16 protein-coding genes and 1 pseudogene are annotated in these 21,137 nt (G+C 66.1%); 10 read left to right on the forward strand and 7 right to left on the reverse strand.

Features of this window, described 5'->3' with window-relative positions; translation table 11 throughout:
- Positions 1 to 56: 56 nt before the first annotated feature.
- A pseudogene (locus Q8Q80_RS19835) lies at positions 57 to 428 on the reverse strand (transporter substrate-binding domain-containing protein); the annotation flags it as partial.
- A gap of 325 nt (positions 429 to 753) precedes the next feature.
- On the opposite strand from Q8Q80_RS19835, the gene Q8Q80_RS13265 reads away from it, so the two are divergent.
- Positions 754 to 2,931 carry a bifunctional diguanylate cyclase/phosphodiesterase gene (locus tag Q8Q80_RS13265; RefSeq protein ID WP_305633365.1) on the forward strand — a complete coding sequence of 726 codons (2,178 nt, stop codon included), beginning with the start codon at positions 754 to 756 and terminating at the stop codon, positions 2,929 to 2,931.
- Positions 2,932 to 2,989: 58 nt separating this feature from the next.
- On the opposite strand, the gene Q8Q80_RS13270 is transcribed toward Q8Q80_RS13265, so the two are convergent.
- Entirely contained in the window at positions 2,990 to 3,247 is a 258-nt protein-coding gene (locus Q8Q80_RS13270) for a hypothetical protein (protein WP_305633366.1), read from the reverse strand.
- A 186-nt stretch (positions 3,248 to 3,433) separates the two neighbouring features.
- Here Q8Q80_RS13270 and Q8Q80_RS13275 point away from each other — a divergent pair, with 186 nt between their 5' ends.
- The 3 genes from Q8Q80_RS13275 to cfa all read left to right on the forward strand — a co-directional run bounded on the left by Q8Q80_RS13275 (position 3,434) and on the right by cfa (position 7,557).
- Positions 3,434 to 3,964, forward strand: a complete 531-nt coding sequence (locus Q8Q80_RS13275; RefSeq protein ID WP_305633367.1) for a hypothetical protein — start codon at positions 3,434 to 3,436, stop codon at positions 3,962 to 3,964.
- A 387-nt stretch (positions 3,965 to 4,351) separates the two neighbouring features.
- On the forward strand, positions 4,352 to 6,283 hold the full coding sequence (locus Q8Q80_RS13280; RefSeq protein ID WP_305633368.1) for an ATP-dependent DNA helicase: 1,932 nt from the start codon (positions 4,352 to 4,354) through the stop codon (positions 6,281 to 6,283).
- A 116-nt stretch (positions 6,284 to 6,399) separates the two neighbouring features.
- Positions 6,400 to 7,557 carry a cyclopropane fatty acyl phospholipid synthase gene (cfa, locus tag Q8Q80_RS13285; protein ID WP_305633369.1) on the forward strand — a complete coding sequence of 386 codons (1,158 nt, stop codon included), beginning with the start codon at positions 6,400 to 6,402 and terminating at the stop codon, positions 7,555 to 7,557.
- Between the two features lie 9 nt (positions 7,558 to 7,566).
- Here cfa and Q8Q80_RS13290 read toward each other — a convergent pair whose 3' ends face one another.
- The gene (locus Q8Q80_RS13290) at positions 7,567 to 7,974 is read right to left on the reverse strand and encodes a hypothetical protein (RefSeq protein WP_305633370.1); all 408 of its coding nucleotides are present in this window, start codon (positions 7,972 to 7,974) and stop codon (positions 7,567 to 7,569) included.
- Positions 7,975 to 8,269: 295 nt separating this feature from the next.
- Between Q8Q80_RS13290 and Q8Q80_RS13295 the strand changes: the two genes are divergently transcribed.
- From Q8Q80_RS13295 to Q8Q80_RS13315, 5 genes are all read left to right on the forward strand, one after another.
- A complete protein-coding gene (locus Q8Q80_RS13295; protein WP_305633371.1) occupies positions 8,270 to 8,479 on the forward strand; it encodes a hypothetical protein in 210 nt (69 codons plus the stop codon).
- Between the two features lie 24 nt (positions 8,480 to 8,503).
- Positions 8,504 to 9,592: a hypothetical protein gene (locus tag Q8Q80_RS13300; protein ID WP_305633372.1), complete on the forward strand. Its 1,089-nt coding sequence runs from the start codon at positions 8,504 to 8,506 to the stop codon at positions 9,590 to 9,592.
- Between the two features lie 71 nt (positions 9,593 to 9,663).
- Entirely contained in the window at positions 9,664 to 10,197 is a 534-nt protein-coding gene (locus Q8Q80_RS13305) for a DUF2007 domain-containing protein (RefSeq protein ID WP_305633373.1), read from the forward strand.
- Positions 10,198 to 12,570, forward strand: coding sequence for a penicillin-binding protein 1C (pbpC, locus tag Q8Q80_RS13310; RefSeq protein ID WP_305633374.1), 2,373 nt, complete (start codon positions 10,198 to 10,200; stop codon positions 12,568 to 12,570).
- Positions 12,571 to 13,140: 570 nt separating this feature from the next.
- A complete protein-coding gene (locus Q8Q80_RS13315) occupies positions 13,141 to 13,416 on the forward strand; it encodes a cupin domain-containing protein (RefSeq protein WP_305611320.1) in 276 nt (91 codons plus the stop codon).
- A 143-nt stretch (positions 13,417 to 13,559) separates the two neighbouring features.
- Here the strand turns inward: Q8Q80_RS13315 and Q8Q80_RS13320 are convergent, their stop codons facing one another.
- From Q8Q80_RS13320 to rlmM, 4 genes are all read right to left on the reverse strand, one after another.
- Positions 13,560 to 14,396: an ABC transporter substrate-binding protein gene (locus tag Q8Q80_RS13320; protein WP_305633375.1), complete on the reverse strand. Its 837-nt coding sequence runs from the start codon at positions 14,394 to 14,396 to the stop codon at positions 13,560 to 13,562.
- 257 nt (positions 14,397 to 14,653) lie between these two features.
- On the reverse strand, positions 14,654 to 16,411 hold the full coding sequence (locus Q8Q80_RS13325; RefSeq protein ID WP_305633376.1) for a PQQ-dependent methanol/ethanol family dehydrogenase: 1,758 nt from the start codon (positions 16,409 to 16,411) through the stop codon (positions 14,654 to 14,656).
- Positions 16,412 to 16,971: 560 nt separating this feature from the next.
- Entirely contained in the window at positions 16,972 to 18,459 is a 1,488-nt protein-coding gene (locus tag Q8Q80_RS13330; RefSeq protein WP_305633377.1) for a DEAD/DEAH box helicase, read from the reverse strand.
- A gap of 386 nt (positions 18,460 to 18,845) precedes the next feature.
- Entirely contained in the window at positions 18,846 to 19,946 is a 1,101-nt protein-coding gene (gene rlmM / locus Q8Q80_RS13335) for a 23S rRNA (cytidine(2498)-2'-O)-methyltransferase RlmM (protein WP_305633378.1), read from the reverse strand.
- An 86-nt stretch (positions 19,947 to 20,032) separates the two neighbouring features.
- Here rlmM and Q8Q80_RS13340 point away from each other — a divergent pair, with 86 nt between their 5' ends.
- On the forward strand, positions 20,033 to 21,115 hold the full coding sequence (locus tag Q8Q80_RS13340) for an aldo/keto reductase (protein WP_305633379.1): 1,083 nt from the start codon (positions 20,033 to 20,035) through the stop codon (positions 21,113 to 21,115).
- Positions 21,116 to 21,137 lie beyond the last annotated feature (22 nt).

Below are 21,137 nucleotides of genomic sequence, written 5' to 3' on the forward strand. Positions count from 1 at the left end.
ATGTCGCGACGGTGATAGATCGACATGGCCGGTGTGGCGTGCGCAGTGGCGAACGCCGCCCACTGCTCGCGGCTGCGCGTGCGCGACATGGCGATCAGGTCCAGCCTGCCGGCCCGGAAATCGGCTTCGATGGCTGACCAGTCGTCCAGCCGCGGGACGATGTCGAGACCGGTCAGGCGCGCCAGTTCGGCAATCAGTTCGATCTGGAAACCCTGCGGCTGGCCGCTCTCGTCAATGAACTCGAACGGCCGGAAGTCGCGGTCGCCGCCGTAGCGCAGCATCTCGGCGAATGTCGCGCCGCAGGCGCCGGCGCAGAGCATGACGACAAGCAGCGGACGGATTGCAGAATGGAAAAGGCGGGTGCTGCGCAGGCCTGACGCCGGCAGGCAAATCCTCATCGAGTGCTTCGGGTGGAGCCAGTGCGTCATCGCTTGAATCAAGTGGTCTGCAGCGGCTGCGGACTTGTTCCCTTTGTGTGGTCCGGACACCCTGCAGGGCGCAAGATTACAAGAGATTTACCCTGCGGCGTTGTGCTGCGCGCGTCCGTCATCGGGGTTTGAGGTGGCGACGGCGTTTCTATCACGTACAAACTGTGGGGTTGTTCTGCGGGCGCTGGCATGACGACAGACATCACGCATCCTGCGGACCAGGCCGATGGCCTGGCGCCGCGTACTGCTCAAGTGAGCCGGCGTTGTTGCCGATACTCACTCACGTCCCGATCGGTACATGAGGACATAGAGGAGACCACACCCAATGCAGGACACTCCCCGCGACATGGTGGTTCGCGAGCAATCCGCCTCACCCGCGGACGCGGTCCCCCTGCGCGCGCTGATTGTCGAAGACAATCCTGTTGACCTGTGCGTGCTTCTGGTCCGCCTGAGGGCCGGTGGCTACGACGTCACGTCGGTGTGCGTCGAAACCGAAAGGGCACTGGCCGACGCGCTGGCGAGCGCGCGTTGGGACATCGTCATCAGCGACTACCTGCTGCCGACCTTCAATGGCCTGGACGCGCTGGACATCGTCAAGCGATTTGACCCCGATCTGCCGCTGATCATCGTATCGGGCGGCATCGGCGAGGACATTGCGGTCGCGGCAATGCGGGCGGGCGCACAGGACTACCTGCTGAAGAAGAACCTGCAGCGCCTGCCGGCCATCATCGACCGCGAACTGAAGAAGGCGGCGGCGCGGCACAAACAGATGGCGGCGAATGCCGTGCTGCGCGAGAGCGAACTGCGCCTGCAGAGCATCCTCGCCACCCTCGAAGACATCATCTGGTCGATCGATCTCAGGACGCAGCGACTGGTCTATCTCAACCCGGCTGCGGTCAATATCTACGGCGTACCGGCGGAGGCATTCCTCGACGGCCGCGTCGACTGGCTCGACATGGTGCACCCGGACGACCGCGAGCGCATGCGCCATTCACTCAAGGATGTGTCGAAGGTCGGCAGTCTGGCGAGCGAGTACCGCATCGTGCGCCCCGATGGCGAGGTACGCTGGATACACGACCGCGCGCGCGTGGTGTGCAACGAATCGGGCGCGCGCGCGCGCGTCGACGGCATCGCCCGCGACGTGACCGAGCACAAGTTCAGCGAAGCCAAGCTTTTCCAGGCGGCGAACTTCGACGCCCTGACCGGCCTGCCCAACCGCGCCATGCTGAGTGATCGTCTCAATCGAGCGCTGATCCGCCAGGCCGACGGAAAGACCATGCTGGCCGTGCTGTTCGTCGACATCGACCGCTTCAAGGTCATCAACGACAGCATGGGCCACGACGCCGGCGACGAACTGCTGCGCCAGATCACCGAGCGCCTGTCGCACGCCCTGCGGGCGAGCGACACGCTGGCCCGCCAGGGCGGCGACGAATTCGTCATCGTGCTGCCCGACCTGCAGCGCGCGGCCGACGCCGAAACGGTGTGCCGCAACCTGATGCGCGCCATCGAGCCGCCGGTCGAACTGCTCGGCCATCCGATCTACTGCACCGCCAGCATGGGCGTGGCCCTGTTCCCGACCGACGGTGCGGACGCCGGCACGCTGCTCAAGCACGCCGACCTCGCGATGTACCGGGCGAAGAAGGAAGGGCGCAACACGCTGCGCTTCTACAACCCGGAAGAAGGCGGCGCGGCCAACAACCGGCTCGAGCTGGAACGCGAACTGCGTGCCGCGCTGGCCAACGATGAATTCGAGCTGCACTATCAGCCGAAGGTCGACCTGACGCGCGACGGGCGCATCGCCGGCTTCGAGGCGCTGGTGCGCTGGCGCCACCCGCACCGCGGCCTGCTGTCGCCGCTGGAATTCATACCGCTGGCCGAAGAGACCGGCCTGATCGTGCCGATCGGCACCTGGGTACTGCGCCAGGCCTGCGCCCAGGCGCGCATCTGGGTGAACGAATTCGGCCCGCACCTGCGCATGGCGGTGAATCTGTCGGCGCGCCAGTTCGCCGGCAGTGATCTGGTTGAAACCGTCACCAGCGCGCTGCGCGACAGCGGTCTCGACGCCGGCAATCTGGAAGTCGAAATCACCGAATCGCTGCTCATGCAGGACGCCGGGAAATCGGTACGCGTGCTGCGCCAGATCAAGGACATGGGTGTGTCGATCGCGGTGGACGACTTCGGTACCGGCTATTCCAGCCTTGCCTACCTGAAGCGCTTTCCGCTGGACGTGATCAAGATCGACAGTTCTTTCGTACGCGACATTTCCGACGACCCGGATGACGCCGCGATCTGCGCCTCCATTCTCGCCATGGCCCACGCGCTGCGCATGGAAGTCGTCGCCGAAGGCGTCGAAACGATGCCCCAGCTTGCCTTCCTGCAGGAACACCGCTGCCAGGTCATGCAGGGCTACCTGTTCAGCCGCCCGCTGCCGGCGGCCGACGCAACCGTGCTGCTCGCCAGCAAGCGCCGCCAGCCGCTCAGCAGCTCAGTCGCTACACAATAGCCATCGGCTGCCCGGGTGACCCCATCGCCCGATCCACCACGAACGCCACACCGGAACGTCAGGGCAGGTCGTCGTCGTCCAGCGGCGTCCACGAGGCCAAGAGGCGGTTTTGCTCCGCTTCAAGCTCCGCGATCTGTGCGACCGCGTGCGCCGGAGCAGGATCATTGTTGTGGTCCGGGGCGGTAGCGCCGGTCAGGCAGCACGGCAAACCAGCGGCTTCGGCTGCGTGGCTCGATAAGTGCTTTGTCCAAGCTGAGGGAGTGCCGCACATGGCGACGGCAGGTCCGGGCAATCCTGCCCGCACCACGTCGATCAACCGCTGATTCCATCGCGTCTTGCGCAACGCAAGGCCGGCCGCGCGCCTTTGCTTGAAGACCTGCTAACGACTCTGCCCGAGCGACATTTTCGCGCCAGGCTCTGTTGTCCTTCCACCGCTTTCGCCCCCGAAAGAACTCCCCCGCGATGGCACTTCAGCCAGCTGACGGGATCAACAGGACACGCCATGACTGCCACCACCGAATCCCCCGCGTTTCAGCGCCTTGAAGCTGAAGGTCGTCTGCAGAAGCCCGCACTCAAAGGGTCCACGCACCTGCCCGGCCGTTTCGGCTTCCGCGGTGAAATCACCCTGACGACCGAACCGCCCGTGGTGCTCAAGGAGACCATTGCCGTGGCGGACAACGGCGAAGCGACCCTTTCGTTTCTCGCAGGTTCGCTGCCGTCCTTCAAAGCGCTGCCCGCATTGATTGCGGCCCTGGGCCCCAATATCAAGGCGGGCGGCAAATACTTCATCTATGTGTCCGACCTCGATCGCGCATCGCGCTACCAGATCGAATTCGACGGCGTGTCGGTCTATGTGCTGCCGATCGATGACACCTCGGTGTACAACGAACTGATCGACTTCCTGTACCTCGACAAGACGAAGATGAAGAAGATGGATACGGCCGAAAAGGTCGATACCATCGCCGACGGAGCGCTCAAGTACGCCCAGGTCTACGAAGTCATCACCTACGAAGAAGGGCTGAAGCGGCTCTGAACAGGCCGCCGCCCTGTCGGGTTGGCGACGCACGCATTGTCGCCAATCACGACAATCCAGCGTGAAGACCAGGCGGGATCGACGCCGCGGGCAGAGCGCCGCACATACAGTGGCCGCTGATCAGGCTTTGCCCGGGAATGCCGATCTCTGCTGCAAGTGATTTGAATCGTATCCTCGTCAAACCCGATCGTGGTCCGCTTCTTGAGTTGTGCAGCCGGGGTTCTTCGCCGCTTTCGAGAAGTCGTATTCGGGGCGCGAGGTCAACAATGATCCGTGCCGCACCCGAATATACCAAAGAGATTTTTCGGTCGAGAAATCCGCGTTGCCTTGCAGGTCAGCACCGAGGCGTGCTGTACACTTCGGCCAACCTCCTTCCGATCACACTTCGTGTCAGACATTCCCACCACCTTTGCCGTCGACGGCCCGCTTGCCCGGGCGATCGAAGGCTTCACGCCGCGTGCGCAGCAGACGGAAATGGCCGAGCGGGTGGCGGCGGCGATCGAACAGCGCGGGGTGCTGGTGGTCGAGGCGGGCACCGGGACGGGCAAGACCTACGCTTATCTCGTGCCGGCGCTGCTGTCCGGCACCAAGGTGATCGTGTCGACCGGCACCAAGACGCTGCAGGACCAGTTGTTCCAGCGCGACCTGCCGACGGTGCGCGGCGCGCTCGGCGTGCCGGTGACCATCGCGCTGCTGAAGGGGCGCGCCAACTATCTGTGCCACTACCACCTCGAACGGTCCCTGCACGACGGCCGGCTCGGCTCGCGCGAAGAGGCCGGGCATCTGCAGTCCATCGCGCGCTGGGCCAAGGTGACGAGCAGCGGCGACAAGGCGCAATGCACCGAGGTGCCGGAAGAGTCGGGCGCCTGGCAGCTGGCCACGTCGACGCGCGACAACTGTCTGGGCCAGGATTGCCCGAACGCGAAGGAATGTTTCGTGACCGCGGCGCGGCGCGAGGCGATGGAGGCGGACGTGGTGGTGGTCAATCACCATCTGTTCTTCGCCGACCTGATGCTGCGTGACGAGGGCGTGGCCGAACTGCTGCCGGCCTGCAATGCGGTGGTGTTCGACGAAGCGCATCAGCTGGCGGAAACCGCCAGCCTGTTCTTCGGCGAGTCGGTATCGACTTCGCAGCTGCTGGAACTGGCGCGCGACACGCGTGCCGAGGCGGTCATCAACGCCAAGGATTTCAAGCAGTTGCCCGAAGCCGCCGAGCGCATGGCCAAGGCGGCGCGCGACCTGCGGCTGGTGTTCCGCGAAGAGAATGTGCGGCTGTCGGCGGTGCAGATCGACGAACGCGCCGCGTTCGCGCCGGCGCTGGCCACCGTGCTGGACGCCTTGCGCGAGCTGGCCGGCGTGCTCGAAACCCAGGCCGGGCGCAGCGAGGGGCTGGAAAAGTGCTGGCAGCGCTCGCTCGATCTGGTGGCGCGCATCGAACGCTGGCAGAAGCCTGACCAGCCCGACCGCGTGCGCTGGGCCGAGGTGTATACGCAGGCGCTGGCGCTGAACGCCACGCCGCTGTCGGTGGCCGACATTTTCCGGCGCCAGATGGAAGACAACCCGCGGGCGTGGATATTCACGTCGGCTACGCTGGCGGTCGGCGGCGACTTCGGCCATTACTGCGGCGAACTGGGCCTGGCCGGCGCCGAGACCGCGCAGTGGGGCAGCCCGTTCAACTACGGCGAACAGGCGCTGCTGTATGCGCCCGAAAACATGCCCGAGCCGTCCGCGCCCACCTACGCCGAAGCGGTGGCGCGCACTGCCTGGCCGCTGATCAAGGCCTGCCGCGGTGGCGTGTTCGTGCTGTGCACCTCGCTGCGCGCGATGAAGCGCATCCATGAACTGATCGAGGACAAGCTGTCGGCCTACGATCCTGACCGCCCGCTGCTGATGCAGGGCCAGGCCACGCGCAGCGAGCTGCTCGAGCGGCACCGCGCCGCCGGCAACGCGGTGCTGGTCGCCAGCCAGAGTTTCTGGGAAGGCGTGGATGTGCGTGGCGACGCGCTGCAGCTGGTCATCATCGACAAGCTGCCGTTCGCACCGCCGGACGACCCGGTATTGTCGGCGCGCATCGAACACATGAAGCGCGAAGGCCGCAACGCCTTCATGGATTACCAGCTGCCGCATGCCGTGATCAGCATGAAGCAGGGCGCCGGCCGGTTGATCCGCGACGAGCGCGACCACGGTGTGCTCGTCGTGTGCGACCCGCGCCTGATCGACAAGCACTACGGCAAGACCATCTGGCGCAGCCTGCCGCCGATGCGCCGCACGCGCAGCGAAGACGTGGCGGTGCAGTTTCTGGAAAGCCTGGGCGGCTGAGCGCTTCGCGATTTTCCTGAGTCGCGGTTGCGCGGATTTCCCGATCCGCGCCGCGCCCCGCGCGCTGGTCTGGACTTGGTCTAAACTCGTGGTTCCGAAGTCCGGGAGGTGTCGCCATGTTGCGCGAAGCACTTTTCAGGGCGCCGCCGCAGGACGTCGCCCGTTCGTCGAAATTCCGCGTGCTGTCAGGGCTGCTGGCGCAGGCCGGCATCGAAGCGGACGGACCGGAACCGTGGGACATGCGCATCCATTCGCCGGACCTGCCGGCGCGCCTGCTCGCGCAGGGCAGCCTCGGGTTGGGCGAAAGCTATATGGATGGTGAATGGGACGCCGACCGTCTCGACGAATTCTTCGCCCGGCTGCTGCGGGCACGTCTGGGCGAGCGCGTGCAGCCGGCGCGCATCGTCATGCACGCGCTCAGCGCTCACCTGTTCAACCGCCAGACGCGGCGGCGCGCCTGGCAGGTCGGCCAGCGTCACTACGATCTGGGCAACGATTTTTACGCGGCCATGCTCGATCCGCGCATGACCTATACCTGCGCCTACTGGAAGGACGCCGATAACCTCGCATCTGCGCAGGATGCCAAACTCGATCTGGTGTGCCGCAAGCTCAAGCTCGAACCCGGCATGCGTCTGCTCGACATCGGCTGCGGCTGGGGCAGCCTGATCGGCTACGCGGCCGAGCACTACGGTGTGGAATGTGTCGGCGTGACCGTGTCGCGCGAACAGATGGAGTGGGCGCGCGCACGCTACGCAGGGCTGCCGGTGGCGTTCCGGCTGCAGGACTATCGCGAGGTCGACGAGGCCTTCGACCGGGTGGCCAGCATCGGCATGTTCGAGCATGTCGGGCGCAAGAACTTCCGTACCTTCATGCAGGTGGCGCGGCGCTGTCTGCATCCGGACGGCCTGCTGCTGTTGCACACGATAGGCAAGAACACGCGGCGTGGCGCGACCGACCCCTGGATAGACCGCTACATCTTCCCCAACGGCGACCTGCCGGCGGTCGACCAGATCGGCCACTCGCTCGAGGATCTGTTCGTGGTCGAAGACCTGCACAACTTCGGCGCCGACTACGACCGCACGCTGATGGCCTGGCATGGCAATTTCGACGCTGCCTGGCCACAGTTTGCCGACCGGCTCGGCGAGCGCTTTCGCCGCATGTGGCGCTATTACCTGCTGTCGTGCGCCGGTGCGTTCCGCGCACGCGACATCCAGCTCTGGCAGTGGGTGTTGTCGCCGGCCGGCGTGCCCGGCGGCTATCGCCGCATCAGCTGAAGCTGCGCATCAACCGGCATTGAAGTACTGGCGGATCGCCTCGTCGGAGGTGTGGGTGTTCAGTTCGCTGACGTTGATCGACAGGCTGCCGGTGGCCCACAGGCAGTGCTTGCGGAACCACGCATAGAGCTCGTCCGAAGCCTTGTCGATCGCGCCCAGGCGGCCCGACTCGATCAGGTATTGCAGCGCGCGGTCGGCGCCGGGGGGGTGCTCGGTCACGGCGCGATGCTTTTCGAGCGGCTGGAACAGGCGGCCCACATCGAGTGCGGTGACCGATTGCGGGCGCTCGGCCAGACGGCGCTCCAGCCTGTCGATTGCGGCCGTCCACGACGGGCTGAGTTTGAAGCGCTTGCGCAGACTTGCGATCCAGTTTTGCAGAAGCGCAACATAGGTTTGTTCGGTGGCCTTGTCGCTCATCGTGTTGGCGTTATCCTTATGTCCGGTCGCCGGTGACGCGGGCTTTCAGCCGACGCCATCCAGTCCGCTTTTACGGTCGAGCTTCTATCTGGCTTGAGCAACGGGTGAGCAGGTTGGCACGGCGAATCGAATATCTGCTCGCGCGATGTGCTCCGCCGCGCTTCATCACGGTAGCGGCCCGGTTCATCGTGAATGATGGCGCCACGAAAGCCGTTTTTCGGTCTTCGGACAGGCATCCGGTACGTCCCAGGCGGGGTATCCGGATTTTGTGGTCTCAATCTACCGGTTACGCACCATGGTGTTCGAAGTCTACGGCCGGTTCGAGGTCGAGGTTTGCGAAGAGTCGGGGGCGTGGGTCGCCTACCGGCTGGGGCCCGGCATGCGTCATCGCGACTATGACGTGTCCTTCCCGCGCGGGCTCGCCGAAGACCGGTTGGCCGAGGTGCTGACCCACAGCTTCCAGGACCTCGCTTCGCCGGGGCTGAACGTGCGGCGCGTCCGCTGAAAGCTGTCGTCCTTCGCACCTGCCATGTTCGCCTCCCTCGCGCGCACCCCGGATTCGCTCGGTACATTCGGCCTGGTCTTCTGGGGCGGCGTGCTGCTGGCGCTGCTGATCGCCGTCGGCGTACTGATCGTGATCGAACAGCGCATGTTCCGGGCGCGCGGCAAGGGCGGCGGTGCGCTGTTCGTGCGCCTGTGTTCCTTGCCCATCCTCGCCCTGACCGTGGTCGCCGTACTGTTCGCCGCGCGCGCAGTGTCGGGCATGGAAGGCCTGGCGGTGTTCTATGCCGCACTGCTCACGCTGGCGCCACTGCTGTGGTTCGGTCTGCACGGGCTGGCCGGGTGGCTCGCCTCACCGCGGCTGGGTCGGGGTGAAAGTGCATGGCTGGCGGTCAGCGGTCTGCTGATGCTGTTGTCGCCGGTCGGCATCATCAGCGCGCTGCAGATGCCTTACTTCCATCTGGTTCGCCTGATCGACGGCGCACGCGTGGCAGCAACCGATCAGCGGCCGCTGCCGCATGACGTGCGGCCGGTGCTGCGTTTCCGGCTGGCCGCCGTCGGCGGCGGCACCGGCGACCTCCTTGTTCAGTCGCTGCGTGCGCCGGCGGGTGTGACGGTCGAGCGCGTCGAAGCGATGTCGGGCGGTCACTGGGCGGACACCGCGACACAGATGCATGCGTACATGTGCCGCAACGGCGCAGACCTGCATTTCGCATGGCGGCCCGGCACCGCGCTGCCACGGCTCAGGCTGTTCTGGCGTGACGCCTCCGGTACCGCACTGACCGAGTTCCAGCCCGCCGATCCGGTCGTGCTGCCGCCGGCGGCGGACTTCGTGCCGCGCTGGCGCGGCAATGGCGTCGATCTGCCGGCGCCATTGCCGCGCGACCTCGTGACCGTCAGCGATCAGAAGGACGCAGGCGGCTATTTCCGTGCGCTGCCGGTCAGCCTCGATCGCGCACATGACTGCTTGCTCAGCGGTGACCGCCTTGCTGTGGCGCCTTCAGGTGATGCAGCAAGCGCGCTGCGGATTTCGGTCGACCTCGCGGCGACCGACCGCGGATTGCGTGCGGAGTATGCAAAGCCCGATCCCCGTGACCGTAATGCGAGGGCGCTGTGAGCGCTGCAACATGATCTGCCCGCGGCGGTGGTGTACTCTTCATTGCATTCATCCTCTGTGCACCGATCACGATGAAAACCCTCTACGAAGCGGCCAGCCTCGTCGAAGCCTATCTGCTGAAGGACCTGCTGGCACAGGAAGGCGTGCCCGCCGTGATTCACGGTGAGTTCCTGCAGGGCGGCATGGGCGAATTGCCGGCTGCCGGCCTGGTCCGGCTGATGGTGGATGATCACCACTATGACGCGGGGCGTGCCGTCATCGAGCGCTGGGAAACCAGCACGATCAGCGGCATTGCCGACGCGCCGCGGCAGTCGACCCGGGACGACGCGTCGCCAGTTGGCGAGCAGTCCGAGCATCGGCAGCCACACCATCCCCCGCAGCGGCGGCGCGATGGCCGCAACCCCTACGGCATGTGGATCGCCGTGGCCGTGGTGGCGACGGCTTGCTGGCTGTATGCGCGCGCGGTCGAGGCGGTCGAGGTGGTCCACGTTGTCGACGTTGTCGATATCGACGGTCGCATCGACGGCCGTGCTACGAACGCCGGCGTGCACCACCCGGTGCCGCCGTCCGCGCCTGGAAACGGCGCCGCGCTGCGCTTGCGCTGAGTGTCCTTACCGGCTGTCATCGATCCGGCGGCGCCGGGCGCCGGGCGCCTGTTCAGCCGCGTTCTCTTCGCTGCACTGGTGTTTCTCGGCGCGCTGTGGCTGCTTGATCGCCTGTTTCCGCCGCCGCTGCCCGGCCGGGACGACGGTTTCATCGTGCTGGCGCGCGACGGCAGCCCGCTGCGTGCCTGGCCGGGTGCGGATGGCGCATGGCGCTATCCGGTCACGCTGGCCGACGTGTCGCCGCGCTATGTCGAGGCACTGCTGGGTTATGAAGACCGCTGGTTCCGCTGGCATCCGGGCGTCAATCCGGCTGCGCTGGCGCGTGCTGCGTGGCAGTGGGCGGGCAGCGGTCGCATCGTGTCCGGCGGCTCCACGCTCACCATGCAGGTCGCACGCATCCTCGAACCGGTGCCGCGCACGCCGCGCGGCAAGCTGCGCCAGATGGCGCGCGCGCTGCAACTCGAATGGCGGCTGTCGAAGGACGACATCCTCACGCTTTACCTGAATCACGCGCCGATGGGTGGCATTGTCGAAGGCGTCGAAATGGCCAGTCGCGCCTACCTGGGCAAGCCGTCGCGCGACCTGAGTCACGCCGAAGCGGCGCTGCTCGCCACGCTGCCGCGCGCGCCCAGTCGCCTGCGGCCGGACCGCGCGCCCCAGGCCGCTCAGGTCGCGCGCGACCGCGTGCTGACACGGCTGGCCACCTTCGGCATCTGGTCGCCAGAGGTGGTGGCCGACGCGCGTATCGAACCGGTCATCGCACAGCGTCTGCAGGGTGGCTGGCTGGCACCGCTGGCGGCCGAACGACTGCGCGGCCAGGTGCGCCGATCGGACCGGCGCGGCCTGACTCGCGTCGCCAGCACGCTGGACCGCGAACTGCAGAGCACGGTCGAGCACCTGCTGGCCGACCGCGCCTCGGTACTGCCGCCGAAAGTGTCGATCGCCGCGCTGGTGATGGATGTCGACACACTTGAGGTGCGCGCCTATGCCGGCTCGGCCGACTTCAGCGATGCAGCGCGCAGCGCCCATGTCGACATGGTGCGCGGCGTGCGCTCGCCCGGCTCCACACTCAAGCCCTTCCTGTATGCGATGGCGCTGGACGACGGCCTCATCCATTCCGAAAGCCTGCTGATCGACGCGCCGCAGACCTTCGGCGGCTATCAGCCGGGCAATTTCCAGGCCGATTTTTCGGGGCCGGTCAGCGCTGCCGAAGCGCTGCAGCGCTCGCTCAACGTGCCGGCCGTCGACCTGCTGGACCAGATCACGCCGCCGCGCTTCGCCGCCCGGCTCGCCACGGGCGGCCTCAAGCTGCGCATCGCTACGGGTGAGCAGCCCAACCTGAGCCTCATCCTGGGCGGCGCCGGTGTCACGCTCGAAGAACTGGTCGGCGCCTACCGCGCACTGGCTGCCGGCGGCCTGGCCGGCACGCCGCGCCTCACGCCGGACGCGCCACGCGTCGAAGCGCGTTTGATGAGCGAAGGTGCGGCGTGGATCGTGCGGGATATTCTGGAAGGTGGCGGCCACCCTGACCGTCCCTTCATCGAAGGCGGTGGCAGCGCGCCGCTGGCCTGGAAGACCGGCACCAGCTTCGGCTTTCGTGATGCCTGGGCGGTCGGTGTGGCCGGCCGCCATGCGCTCGGTGTATGGATAGGACGGCCCGACGGCACGCCCAATCCCGGCTTCTTCGGCGCCAACGCGGCAGCGCCGTTGCTGAAGGACATCGCTGCGGCGCTGCCGCGCACAGCGCCTGCACCGCGTGACCGGCCGGCGTCGGTGCAGCCGGTCGACATCTGCTGGCCACTCGGCACGGCGACGGCCGGGATGCCCGCGCCACTATGCCATCGCCGTCGCAGCGCCTGGTCGCTCGCCGGCGCCGTGCCACCGACCCGTCCGGACCGCATCGACGGCAGCAGCCTGCGGCAAACCATGTGGATCGCTCCGGCCAGCGGCTTGCGCACCGTTTCCGGCTGCGGCAATGGGCAAGCGCAGGATTTCGCACGTTGGCCCGTGTTGCTGCAACCCTGGCTTGCCGACTGGCTGCCGGCGGACCAGCGCCTGCCCGACTGGCAACCCGGTTGCGCACCGATTGATACCGCCCCGGCCGCGACGCTGCGCATCGTCGGCCTCACCGACGGCCTGCGCCTGCGCCCCGCGCCGCATCAGCGCCATGTGTCGCTGCAGCTCGCGGCGCGTGGCGCGCAGGGCACGGTGTACTGGCTGCTCGATGGCCGACGGGTGACGCCGGACGCCGGCGGCAAGGTGCTGCTCGACGACCCCGGCGAACACCGGCTGACCGCGCTGGACGGGGAGGGGCGCCACCACAGCATTAGGTTCGTGCTCGATCCGGCACCGGATGCCCGGGTCCTGCGATAAGCCCCGCGGCTCTGGCGGCGGGCGCTATTGGAGCAGCCTGTGGATGCTGCGTGTGGAACGGGCAGTGGAAGGGACTGTGGAAGCGCTGTGGGAAAGACTGTGCGGCTGCGGGAGCGGCGTCCCCGCCGCGATTGCGCCGCGAGAATCGCTGCTCGAAGCGCGTATCGCGGCGGGGGCGGAGCGGGGGTTTCGGCGAGCACTGCTCGCCGCCCGCAGAGCCGGCCGGCCATGCAGGGCCGGCAGTGGATCGCCGCTCCCACAGGGACAGCTCCAGGCCGATTGTCGTTGCGCTGCGCTCCGGCGGAATGAAGTCCCGACCTGTTCCGTTCGCGGGAATTCGTCCACGGGAAGCTGGCCCGCGCCGGAGCGATGTGGTTCGTTTCTGCGATCAGGGGTGAGGCCGCCTTGACACGTACGGCGGCGATGGTGACGATGCGTCGCGCGTGCCGATGACGCAGGATCCGGCCGCATCCTTGATTGCAGGCCGCGATCGTCCGGAATATTCAAGCTGCCTGAATTTTGCTCGGGCAGTTTTTTGCAGCAATTTCAGTCACCAACCCGGGAATGACCATGTCTCAAATCATCGTTGAACACAATCCGTCGGAAGACAAGCTCAAACAACTGGGCGTGTCGAGCTGGGAAATCTGGGAGAAGGAAGTGTCGAAGTTTCCGCTCGATTTCGGCATGACAGAAAGCGCCTATCTGCTGGAGGGCGAGATCCATGTCACGCCGCAAGGCGGCGACAAGGTCGTGATCAAGGCCGGCGACTTCGTGGTGTTCCCGAAGGGCATGAAGTCGATGTGGGAAGTGGTGAAGCCCTTGCGCAAGCACTACAAGCACAGCTGAACCACAGTGATGACCCGATAGCGGGTTAAAAAAACAAAAGCCCCGGCGATCCGGGGCTTTTGTTTTTGATTCAACGCCTGGTCGCCTCAGCGGGCGAGCGCATCGTGCACGCCGACCGGGTCGACATGCCGTTCTTCCGTGCGTCAGGGGGCGCGATACTCGACTCCATGGCGCTTGAAGATGTCCTTCAGTTCGCCCTTTTCCGCAATGCTGTTCATCGCGGCCTGCAGCGACTGGGCCAGTTTTTCGTTTCCTGACTTCACGGCGAGGCCGATGACCCACTGACGGCGATTGACCAGCGGCAGCGGCACGTCCGAAATGACGTAGCCGCTGGACCCTGCCAGACCGGCTTCCAGTTCGCTCTGCATGGCCATGACGGCACTGACTTCGCCGTTTTTCATCGCGGTCAGGGCCTCGCCGGCCGATTTGTAATGGCCGACGTTGTTGCGGTAGGCGCCGCCATCTGCGGACAGCAGCACCGTGGCGGGGTAGGTTTCCACTTCGACGCCGACGCGCTGGGTGCGGAAGGCATCGAGCGATTCGAGCTTGTCGATCTTCTCGACATTGCGGGCGATGGCGAACTTCTCGCGGTAATACGGTGCGAAGAACATGGCCTTGTCGTTACGTGCCGTGTAGGTCGCGTCGATGGGTACGTGCAGCATGACGTCGGCCGGGCCGTAGCCGAGTACGGTGCCGCGCCACACCATGTTGCGCAGGTCATCGTCCATGTTCTCGTCAGCGGAGAACCACAGGATTTCGAGCTTCACGCCGAGCCGTTCGGCCAGCAGTCTGGCGAGGTCAACGTCGATGCCGCTCGTGGCGACGTCGGAGAACGGGGCGAATTCCTTGTACAGCGCGACCTTGATCTGGCCGCTCTTGATGACTTCGTCGAGGTCGCGGCCCTGCGCCCATGCGCTGCCGGCGAAGGCGCCTAGCCACATGACGGCGCACAGCATGAGCGCGGTGAATCTGTTCTTCATTCCTGGTCTCCAGAGGTATTGTGTGTGCGGGGATGTATTCCTGCGAGGCCGCATTTTTGCACGGCAAACAGAAATCGGTTGCAATACCGGTACGCCACCCCGAGGCATCAACCTGCGTTGCCGGGTGCACTGACAGGCAGAACGGTCAGTGAGCCTGCTGACCAACCAGACAGGAAGGAAAAAAACCGGCGCCAACAGGCGCCGGTTACGGTCGCCCCAACAGCGGGGCGCAAGGAGGAGTCTTCAGATCTTCCGGATCAATCTTTCAGCAGCTTGAACACCCACATCGAGCCGCCCTGGTTCAGGTAAGCAACCTTCTTGGCCACGTCACCGCCCCACAGCGGGACTGCGCCGCCCCAGCCGGCCGTCACGGCGACGTACTGCTCACCGTCCTGGTCCCAGGTGATCGGGGGCGCCACGATGCCGGTGCCGACCTGGAAGGACCACACTTCCTTGCCGGTCTTGGCATCAGCCGCCTTCAGGTAGCCCTCGGGCGTGCCCCAGAACACGAGGCCACCGCGGGTGACCATCGCGCCACCCCACAGCGGGGCGTTGTTGCGCACTTCCCATACGATCTTGCCGGTCTTCGGATCCACGGCACGCAGCGCGCCGATGTAGTCGCCGCCGATGTCCTTGGCGTCCAGCGTCTTGATCGTGAAGCCGGCACCCAGGTAGGCCGCACCCTTCTTGTAGGTGATCGGTTCGTTCCAGATTTCCATGCCCCACTCGTTCGACGGCACGTAGAACAGGCCGGTGTCCGGGCTGTACGCCATCGGCATCTGGTTCTTGCCGCCGAGGAAGGAAGGCGTCGCGAATACGGCGTTGCCCTTCTTGCCATCGGCACTGGCAGTCGGGTCACCCGGACGGTTTGCCGGGTCATAGATCGGGCGACCGTTCTCGTCCAGGCCCTTGGCCCAGTTCAGCGCCTTGACGAACGGGAAGCCGCGCTCGAACTTGCCGGTGTTGGCGTCGAGCACATAGAAGAAGCCGTTGCGGTCGGCCTTGCCGCCCATGCGCTTGCCGTTCATGTCGAAGGTGACGAATTCATTCACACCGTCGTAGTCCCAGCCATCATTCGGCGTGCCCTGGAAGTGCCACTTGATTTCGCCGGTCTTGACGTCGATCGCGACGGTCGAGCACGAGTACAGGTTGTCGCCCGGGCGCAGGTGGCTGTTCCACGGCGCCGGGTTGCCGGTACCGAAGTAGGCGAGGCCGGTTCGTGCGTCATAGGTGCCGCCCAGCCAGGTGGCTGCACCGCCGACCTTCCACAGGTCGCCCGGCCAGGTTGCATTGGTGGTGCCGCTGATGCCGGCTTCGGTCTTGTTGCCGTCGGCGTCGTAGCGGTAGCCCATGTGACCTTCGATGGTCGGGCGCATCCACACCATCTTGCCGGTCTTCGGGTCACGCGCCTCGACGCGGCCGATGATGCCGAATTCGCCGCCCGACACGCCGGTCAGCAGCAGGCCGTTGGCGATGATGGGCGCTGCCGACGACGAGTAGCCAGCCTGGTAGTCGTCGATCTTTTCCTTCCACACGACCTTGCCGGTGGTCTGGTCGAGCGCGATGATCTGTGCGTCGAGCGTGGCGTAGATGATCAGGTTGTCGAAGGCGGCTGCGCCGCGGTTGATCACGTCACAGCAGGGCATGATGCCTTCGGGCAGGCGGTGTTCGTAGGTCCACAGGCGCTTGCCGGTCTTGGCATCGAGCGCAAACACGCGCGAGTACGAGGCGGTGACGAACATCTTGCCGTCGATGACCAGCGGCTGCGCTTCCTGACCGCGCTGTTTCTCGCCGCCGTACGAATACGACCAGGCGGGCACCAGACGCTTCACATTTTTCGGGGTGATCTGCTTGAGCGGGCTGAAACGCTGGCCTTCGGTTCCCATGCCCCACGAAAGAACGTTACCGGTGGTTTTGGCGTCGTTCACGATGTCGGCGTCCGTCACACCGGCGTACGCGATGGTGCTGTGCGCGCATGCGGTGAGGACGAGCGCTGCAAGAGCAGTTCTTTTCATGGATGGTCTCCTCGAATTTGGATCAGTCGTCTGACTGTCGGATTTTCGTCGCAACGAGCGACGCCCGGGTTTTGCAAAATGCATGCCATTTATCGGGTTCTCGCCAAAAAATCCGGCTCGGACTCACCTGGCGGGCGGCTGCTCAGGCACGCGTGGCAGGGCCCTGGAGAAGGGATATCTTCCCTGAGCCGCGCGGATAAAGGCCCTGCGGCGGGTAGGTATTCTGTCGGGGCGCAGATGCGGCGTGGGTAACGCAGCGGGGCGGGCGGTCGCGTTCGCGCCGGACAAACTGGGCGACCGGTTGCACGAGCGGCTGATCCGTCCGGATTTCAACCGATTCTTACAAATCGTTCGTACTATTATCGAACGTCCGCCAGAGGGTATGTCCCGGAGTGGGCAGGGTAACGCCCCGATTGATCGGGGATTCCTTCACCGCCGCCACCGACGCGTCAGCGCGCTCGTGCCGTGCGTGGCGCGAGCGCTATCCCGACGAAGTATTCGTCGGATTGTCGTCGGGTTCGCGTGTTCGTTCGTTTGCCGGGGCAAGGCTGCCCCGGTGGTCAGCGCTTGCCGTTGCCGCCCAGCAATGCGGCGACCTGTCGCTTGCCGCGCCGGGCGCTGCCTGCGGTGCCGTCGGCCGTCGCGGCCGGGCCATCGCCGGAGGGCAGTGATTCGTACGGCTTGCTGAAGTCGAAGCCGTCCGCTGCAACCTGGCTCGCCGATGAACGCGGACTGCGCGGCGCACGCACGGCGTCGCCGGGCGATGACCGGCCGCGACGGGCTGCGCTTTCGGGGCGTTCCGGCCGCTCACCGCTGCTGGCGGCGGCGCGTTCCCGCGGACGTTCGCCACCACGCGCTTCGCGCGGACTCGATTCGCGCGCTTCGCGTTGCCGGGCGCGGCCCGGGTCGAAGCCTTCCGGTGTTGCCGGCTCGATTTCCTTGCGGATCAGCTTTTCGATGTCGGCCACGCGACCGCGCTCTTCCGGCGCCATCAGCGAAATCGCTTCGCCGCTGCGCCCGGCGCGGCCGGTGCGGCCTATCCGGTGTACATAATCTTCCGCGTTGTGCGGCAGCTCGAAATTGATGACGAAGGGCAGGTCCTCAATGTCGAGCCCGCGCGCCGCGACGTCGGTCGCGACCAGCACGCGCACGGCACCGCTCTTGAACGCTTCCAGCGCCTCGGTGCGCTGCTGCTGGCTCTTGTCGCCGTGGATGGCGTCGGCCGCCACACCCTGACGGATCAGGTGCACCGCCAGCCGGCTGGCGCCGAACTTGGTATTGACGAACACCAGCGCCTGACGCGACACGTAGTCCGGCTGCGTCAGCAGGTGCGTCAGCAGCGCACGCTTGTCGTCGGTCGCGCAGGCGTGCACCTTGTGCGTGACGGTTTCGGCCGTGGCATTGCGGCGTGCGACCTCGATCAGCTGCGGGTCGCGCAGCATGGCCTGCGCCAGTTTCTTGATTTCTTCCGAGAAGGTGGCCGAAAACAGCAGGCTCTGCCGCTGTGCGGGCAGCAGCGCGAGGATGCGCTTGATGTCCGGGATGAAACCCATGTCCAGCATGCGGTCGGCTTCGTCCAGCACCAGCATCTGCACCTGGCCGAGCGCGATGCTCTTGCCTTCGACGTGATCGAGCAGACGACCCGGCGTGGCGACGACGATTTCGCGGCCTTCGCGCAACTCCTTCACCTGCGCCTTCATGTCCACGCCGCCGTAGATGCAGACCGAACGCAGCGGCAGGTGTTTGGAATAGGTGCGCACGCTCTCATGCACCTGCATCGCCAGTTCGCGCGTCGGGCAGACGATCAGCGCGCGCACCGGGTGACGGGCCGGCGATGGCGAACTGCTGGAATGCGGTGCGAGGCGCTGCAGCAGCGGCAGCGTGAAGCCGGCGGTCTTGCCGGTGCCGGTCTGGGCGCCGCCCATGACGTCGCGGCCGGCCAGAATGATGGGAATGGCCTGTGCCTGGATCGGCGTCGGCGTGGTGTAGCCGGTGTCTGCGACAGCGCGCAGCAATTCGGGGATGAGCCCGAGTTCTTCAAACGACATGTATGCGAAGCTCTTTGTGTAAGGACTTCCGCCTGGCATGCCGGTTCAGGCTGGGGAAATCGGTTCCGGAAAACCCGGCGCGAGTGCGCGCCAGCGTGAGCCTGGCGCGGTTATCGAGCCCGGGGCGCAGGCGCCTGGGCGGGGGAAGTGGAGGATCGGGCCGGGCAATCCGGCCGGATCGGAAACTCCGGGCCCCGCCATGACCGGCGAGGCGACTGCGCGTGCATTATCGCACAGTGCAGGATCGCGTCTCCGTGTGGCGCGGATTCGACGTTCAGGAACCCGGGCGCGAGCTTGTGTGGGCTTCCTGTGAGCGACCCCTGTGGTAGCCGCTCCCACAACAGGAGCTCCCACTCAGCAGGCCCCCCCCACAGCAGGCGCTCAGCTCAGCCGTGCCGGCGGCGGGCGGAAGCGGACTTGCCGGGCACACCCAGGTAGCCGGTGACTTCCTCGCGGTCGTGGTAGAGCTGGCGGAAACGCAGTTCGTGCTTCTTGTCGACCGACTCCAGCGCTTCGGCGATCAGGTCGGAACACAGCTGCAGTTCTTCATAGCGGCGCTTCATCGGCAGCTTCAGGTTGAAGATGGCGTGCTGGCAGAGGCCCTGCGCCACCCAGCGCGCCACCAGAGCCGCGACCCGGCGCGGCTGTTCGACCATGTCGCACACCAGCCAGTCGACCGGCTTGCGCGGCACGAAGCGGAAACCATCTTCCTTCTTGTGGCGCACCTGGCCGGTTTCGAGCAATTCGGGCTTCATCGGCCCGTTGTCGACCGCAGTCACTTCGAAATGGCGCGACACGAGGTGCCAGGTCCAGCCACCCGGTGCGGCGCCGAGGTCGACCGCACTCATGCCGGGCTTGATCAGCCTTTCCTGTTCGTCTTCGGTCAGCAGGCTGTGAAACGCTTCGGCCAGCTTGAGCGTGGAGCGCGACGGCGCCTCGCGCGGCATGCGCAGGCGCGGGATGCCGCCCGGCCACTCGCTGCGACGGCCGGGCCACGAAAGCGCCACCGTGGCGCGGTCGGCCGCGGTGAAGAAGATGTGCAGGCGCGGTGCATCGCGGTCGTCGCTGAAGGCGTTGGCCGCTTCGAGCGCCTGACTGACGAAGCCTTCCAGCTTGCGGCTGAGGCCGGACAACGCCTTCACGGTGTCGGTGTCCGGCGTTTCGATCAGGAAGTCGCTGAACCCCGGCGCCAGTTCAAGCGCGGCTTCGACCACCGGCGTGACGCGGTCGCGCGGCGTCATGCCTTCTACGGTACGGCCCGCCCACACCAGCTGGCGGGCAAACGTGAGGTCCTGCCAGCTCAGCTTGCGCATCAGTGCGCTCAACGCGCGTGCATCGGCAAATGCTTCGACATAGCCACTGCCGGCCTGGGCCTGCGGTTCGATCATCTGGCCGGCGTCGCCGCAGCGGTCCATGATCTCCTGCGCGCATTCGCGCTCGAAGCCGGCACGGCAATACAGCAGCAGGCCGAGGGGATTTGTTTTCAAGGTGTTTCCGATCTGGGTGAATCCGCGCCGGGCCGACCGGTCTGTGTTACATGTCGCGTCCTTGGGGACGCAATCCGGTTTGCCGCATGAATCTTACGAAAGTTACCGGAATGAAGCCTGTCGGCACGAAGGATATCGCGCGCCGCCGTCTCGGACGCTCGACGCTTGAGGTCCCGGCCATCGGGCTGGGCACGATGACCTTCGGTCAGCAGGTCGACGAGCGCACGGCCCACGCCATCATGGACGAGGCCTTCGAGGCCGGCATCGACTTTCTCGACGCGGCCGAAATGTACCCGGTCCCGGCGCGCGCGGAAACCTTCGGCGACACCGAACGCATCGTCGGCAGCTGGCTTGCGCATCGCCCGCGTGAATCGGTCATCGTGGCGACCAAGGTGGCCGGACCGGCGCGCGGCATCGAATGGATACGCGGCGGGCCGCTGGCGCTCGATGAAAGCAATATCCGTCAGGCCGTCGAAGGATCGCTCGCGCGGCTGCGCACCGACTACATCGACCTGTACCAGATCCACTGGCCGGCGCGCAATGTGCCGATGTTCGGCCAGTACGAATACGACCCGGGGGGCGAGCGCGAGGCGGAGTCGCTGCGCAGCCAGCTCGAGGCGCTCGGCCGGCTGATCGATGCGGGCAAGATCCGCCACATCGGGGTGTCGAACGAAACGCCATGGGGGCTGATGACCTGCCTGCGGCTGGCCGACGAAGGTCTGCCGCGCGTGGTGAGCATCCAGAACGCCTACCACCTGATGAACCGAACCTTCGATGTCGGCCTGTCCGAGGTGTGTACGCGCGAGCAGGTGTCGCTGCTGGCGTACTCGCCGCTGGGCTTCGGCCACCTGACCGGCAAATACGCCGAACGCGCCGACGCGGCCGGTCGCATCACCGAATTTCCGCAGTTCGGTCAGCGTTACTTCAAGGAGAACGTGGCGCCGGCTTCGCGCGCCTACGCCCAGCTGGCGCACGAACACGGACTTACGGCTACCCAGTTGGCGCTCGCGTTCTGCTATCGGCGCCATGCGGTGGCGAGTACCCTGATCGGTGTGACCACGCGCAGCCAGTTGCGGGAGAACATCGATGCGTGGGCCGTAACGCTGTCGAACGCGCTGAACGAAGCCATCGACGCGCTGCACCTGCGCTATACCAATCCGGCGCCGTGACGGGGCGCCCAGCCATGTTGTA

It is taken from the genome of Methyloversatilis sp., assembly GCF_030698125.1.
GTDB lineage: Bacteria > Pseudomonadota > Gammaproteobacteria > Burkholderiales > Rhodocyclaceae > Methyloversatilis.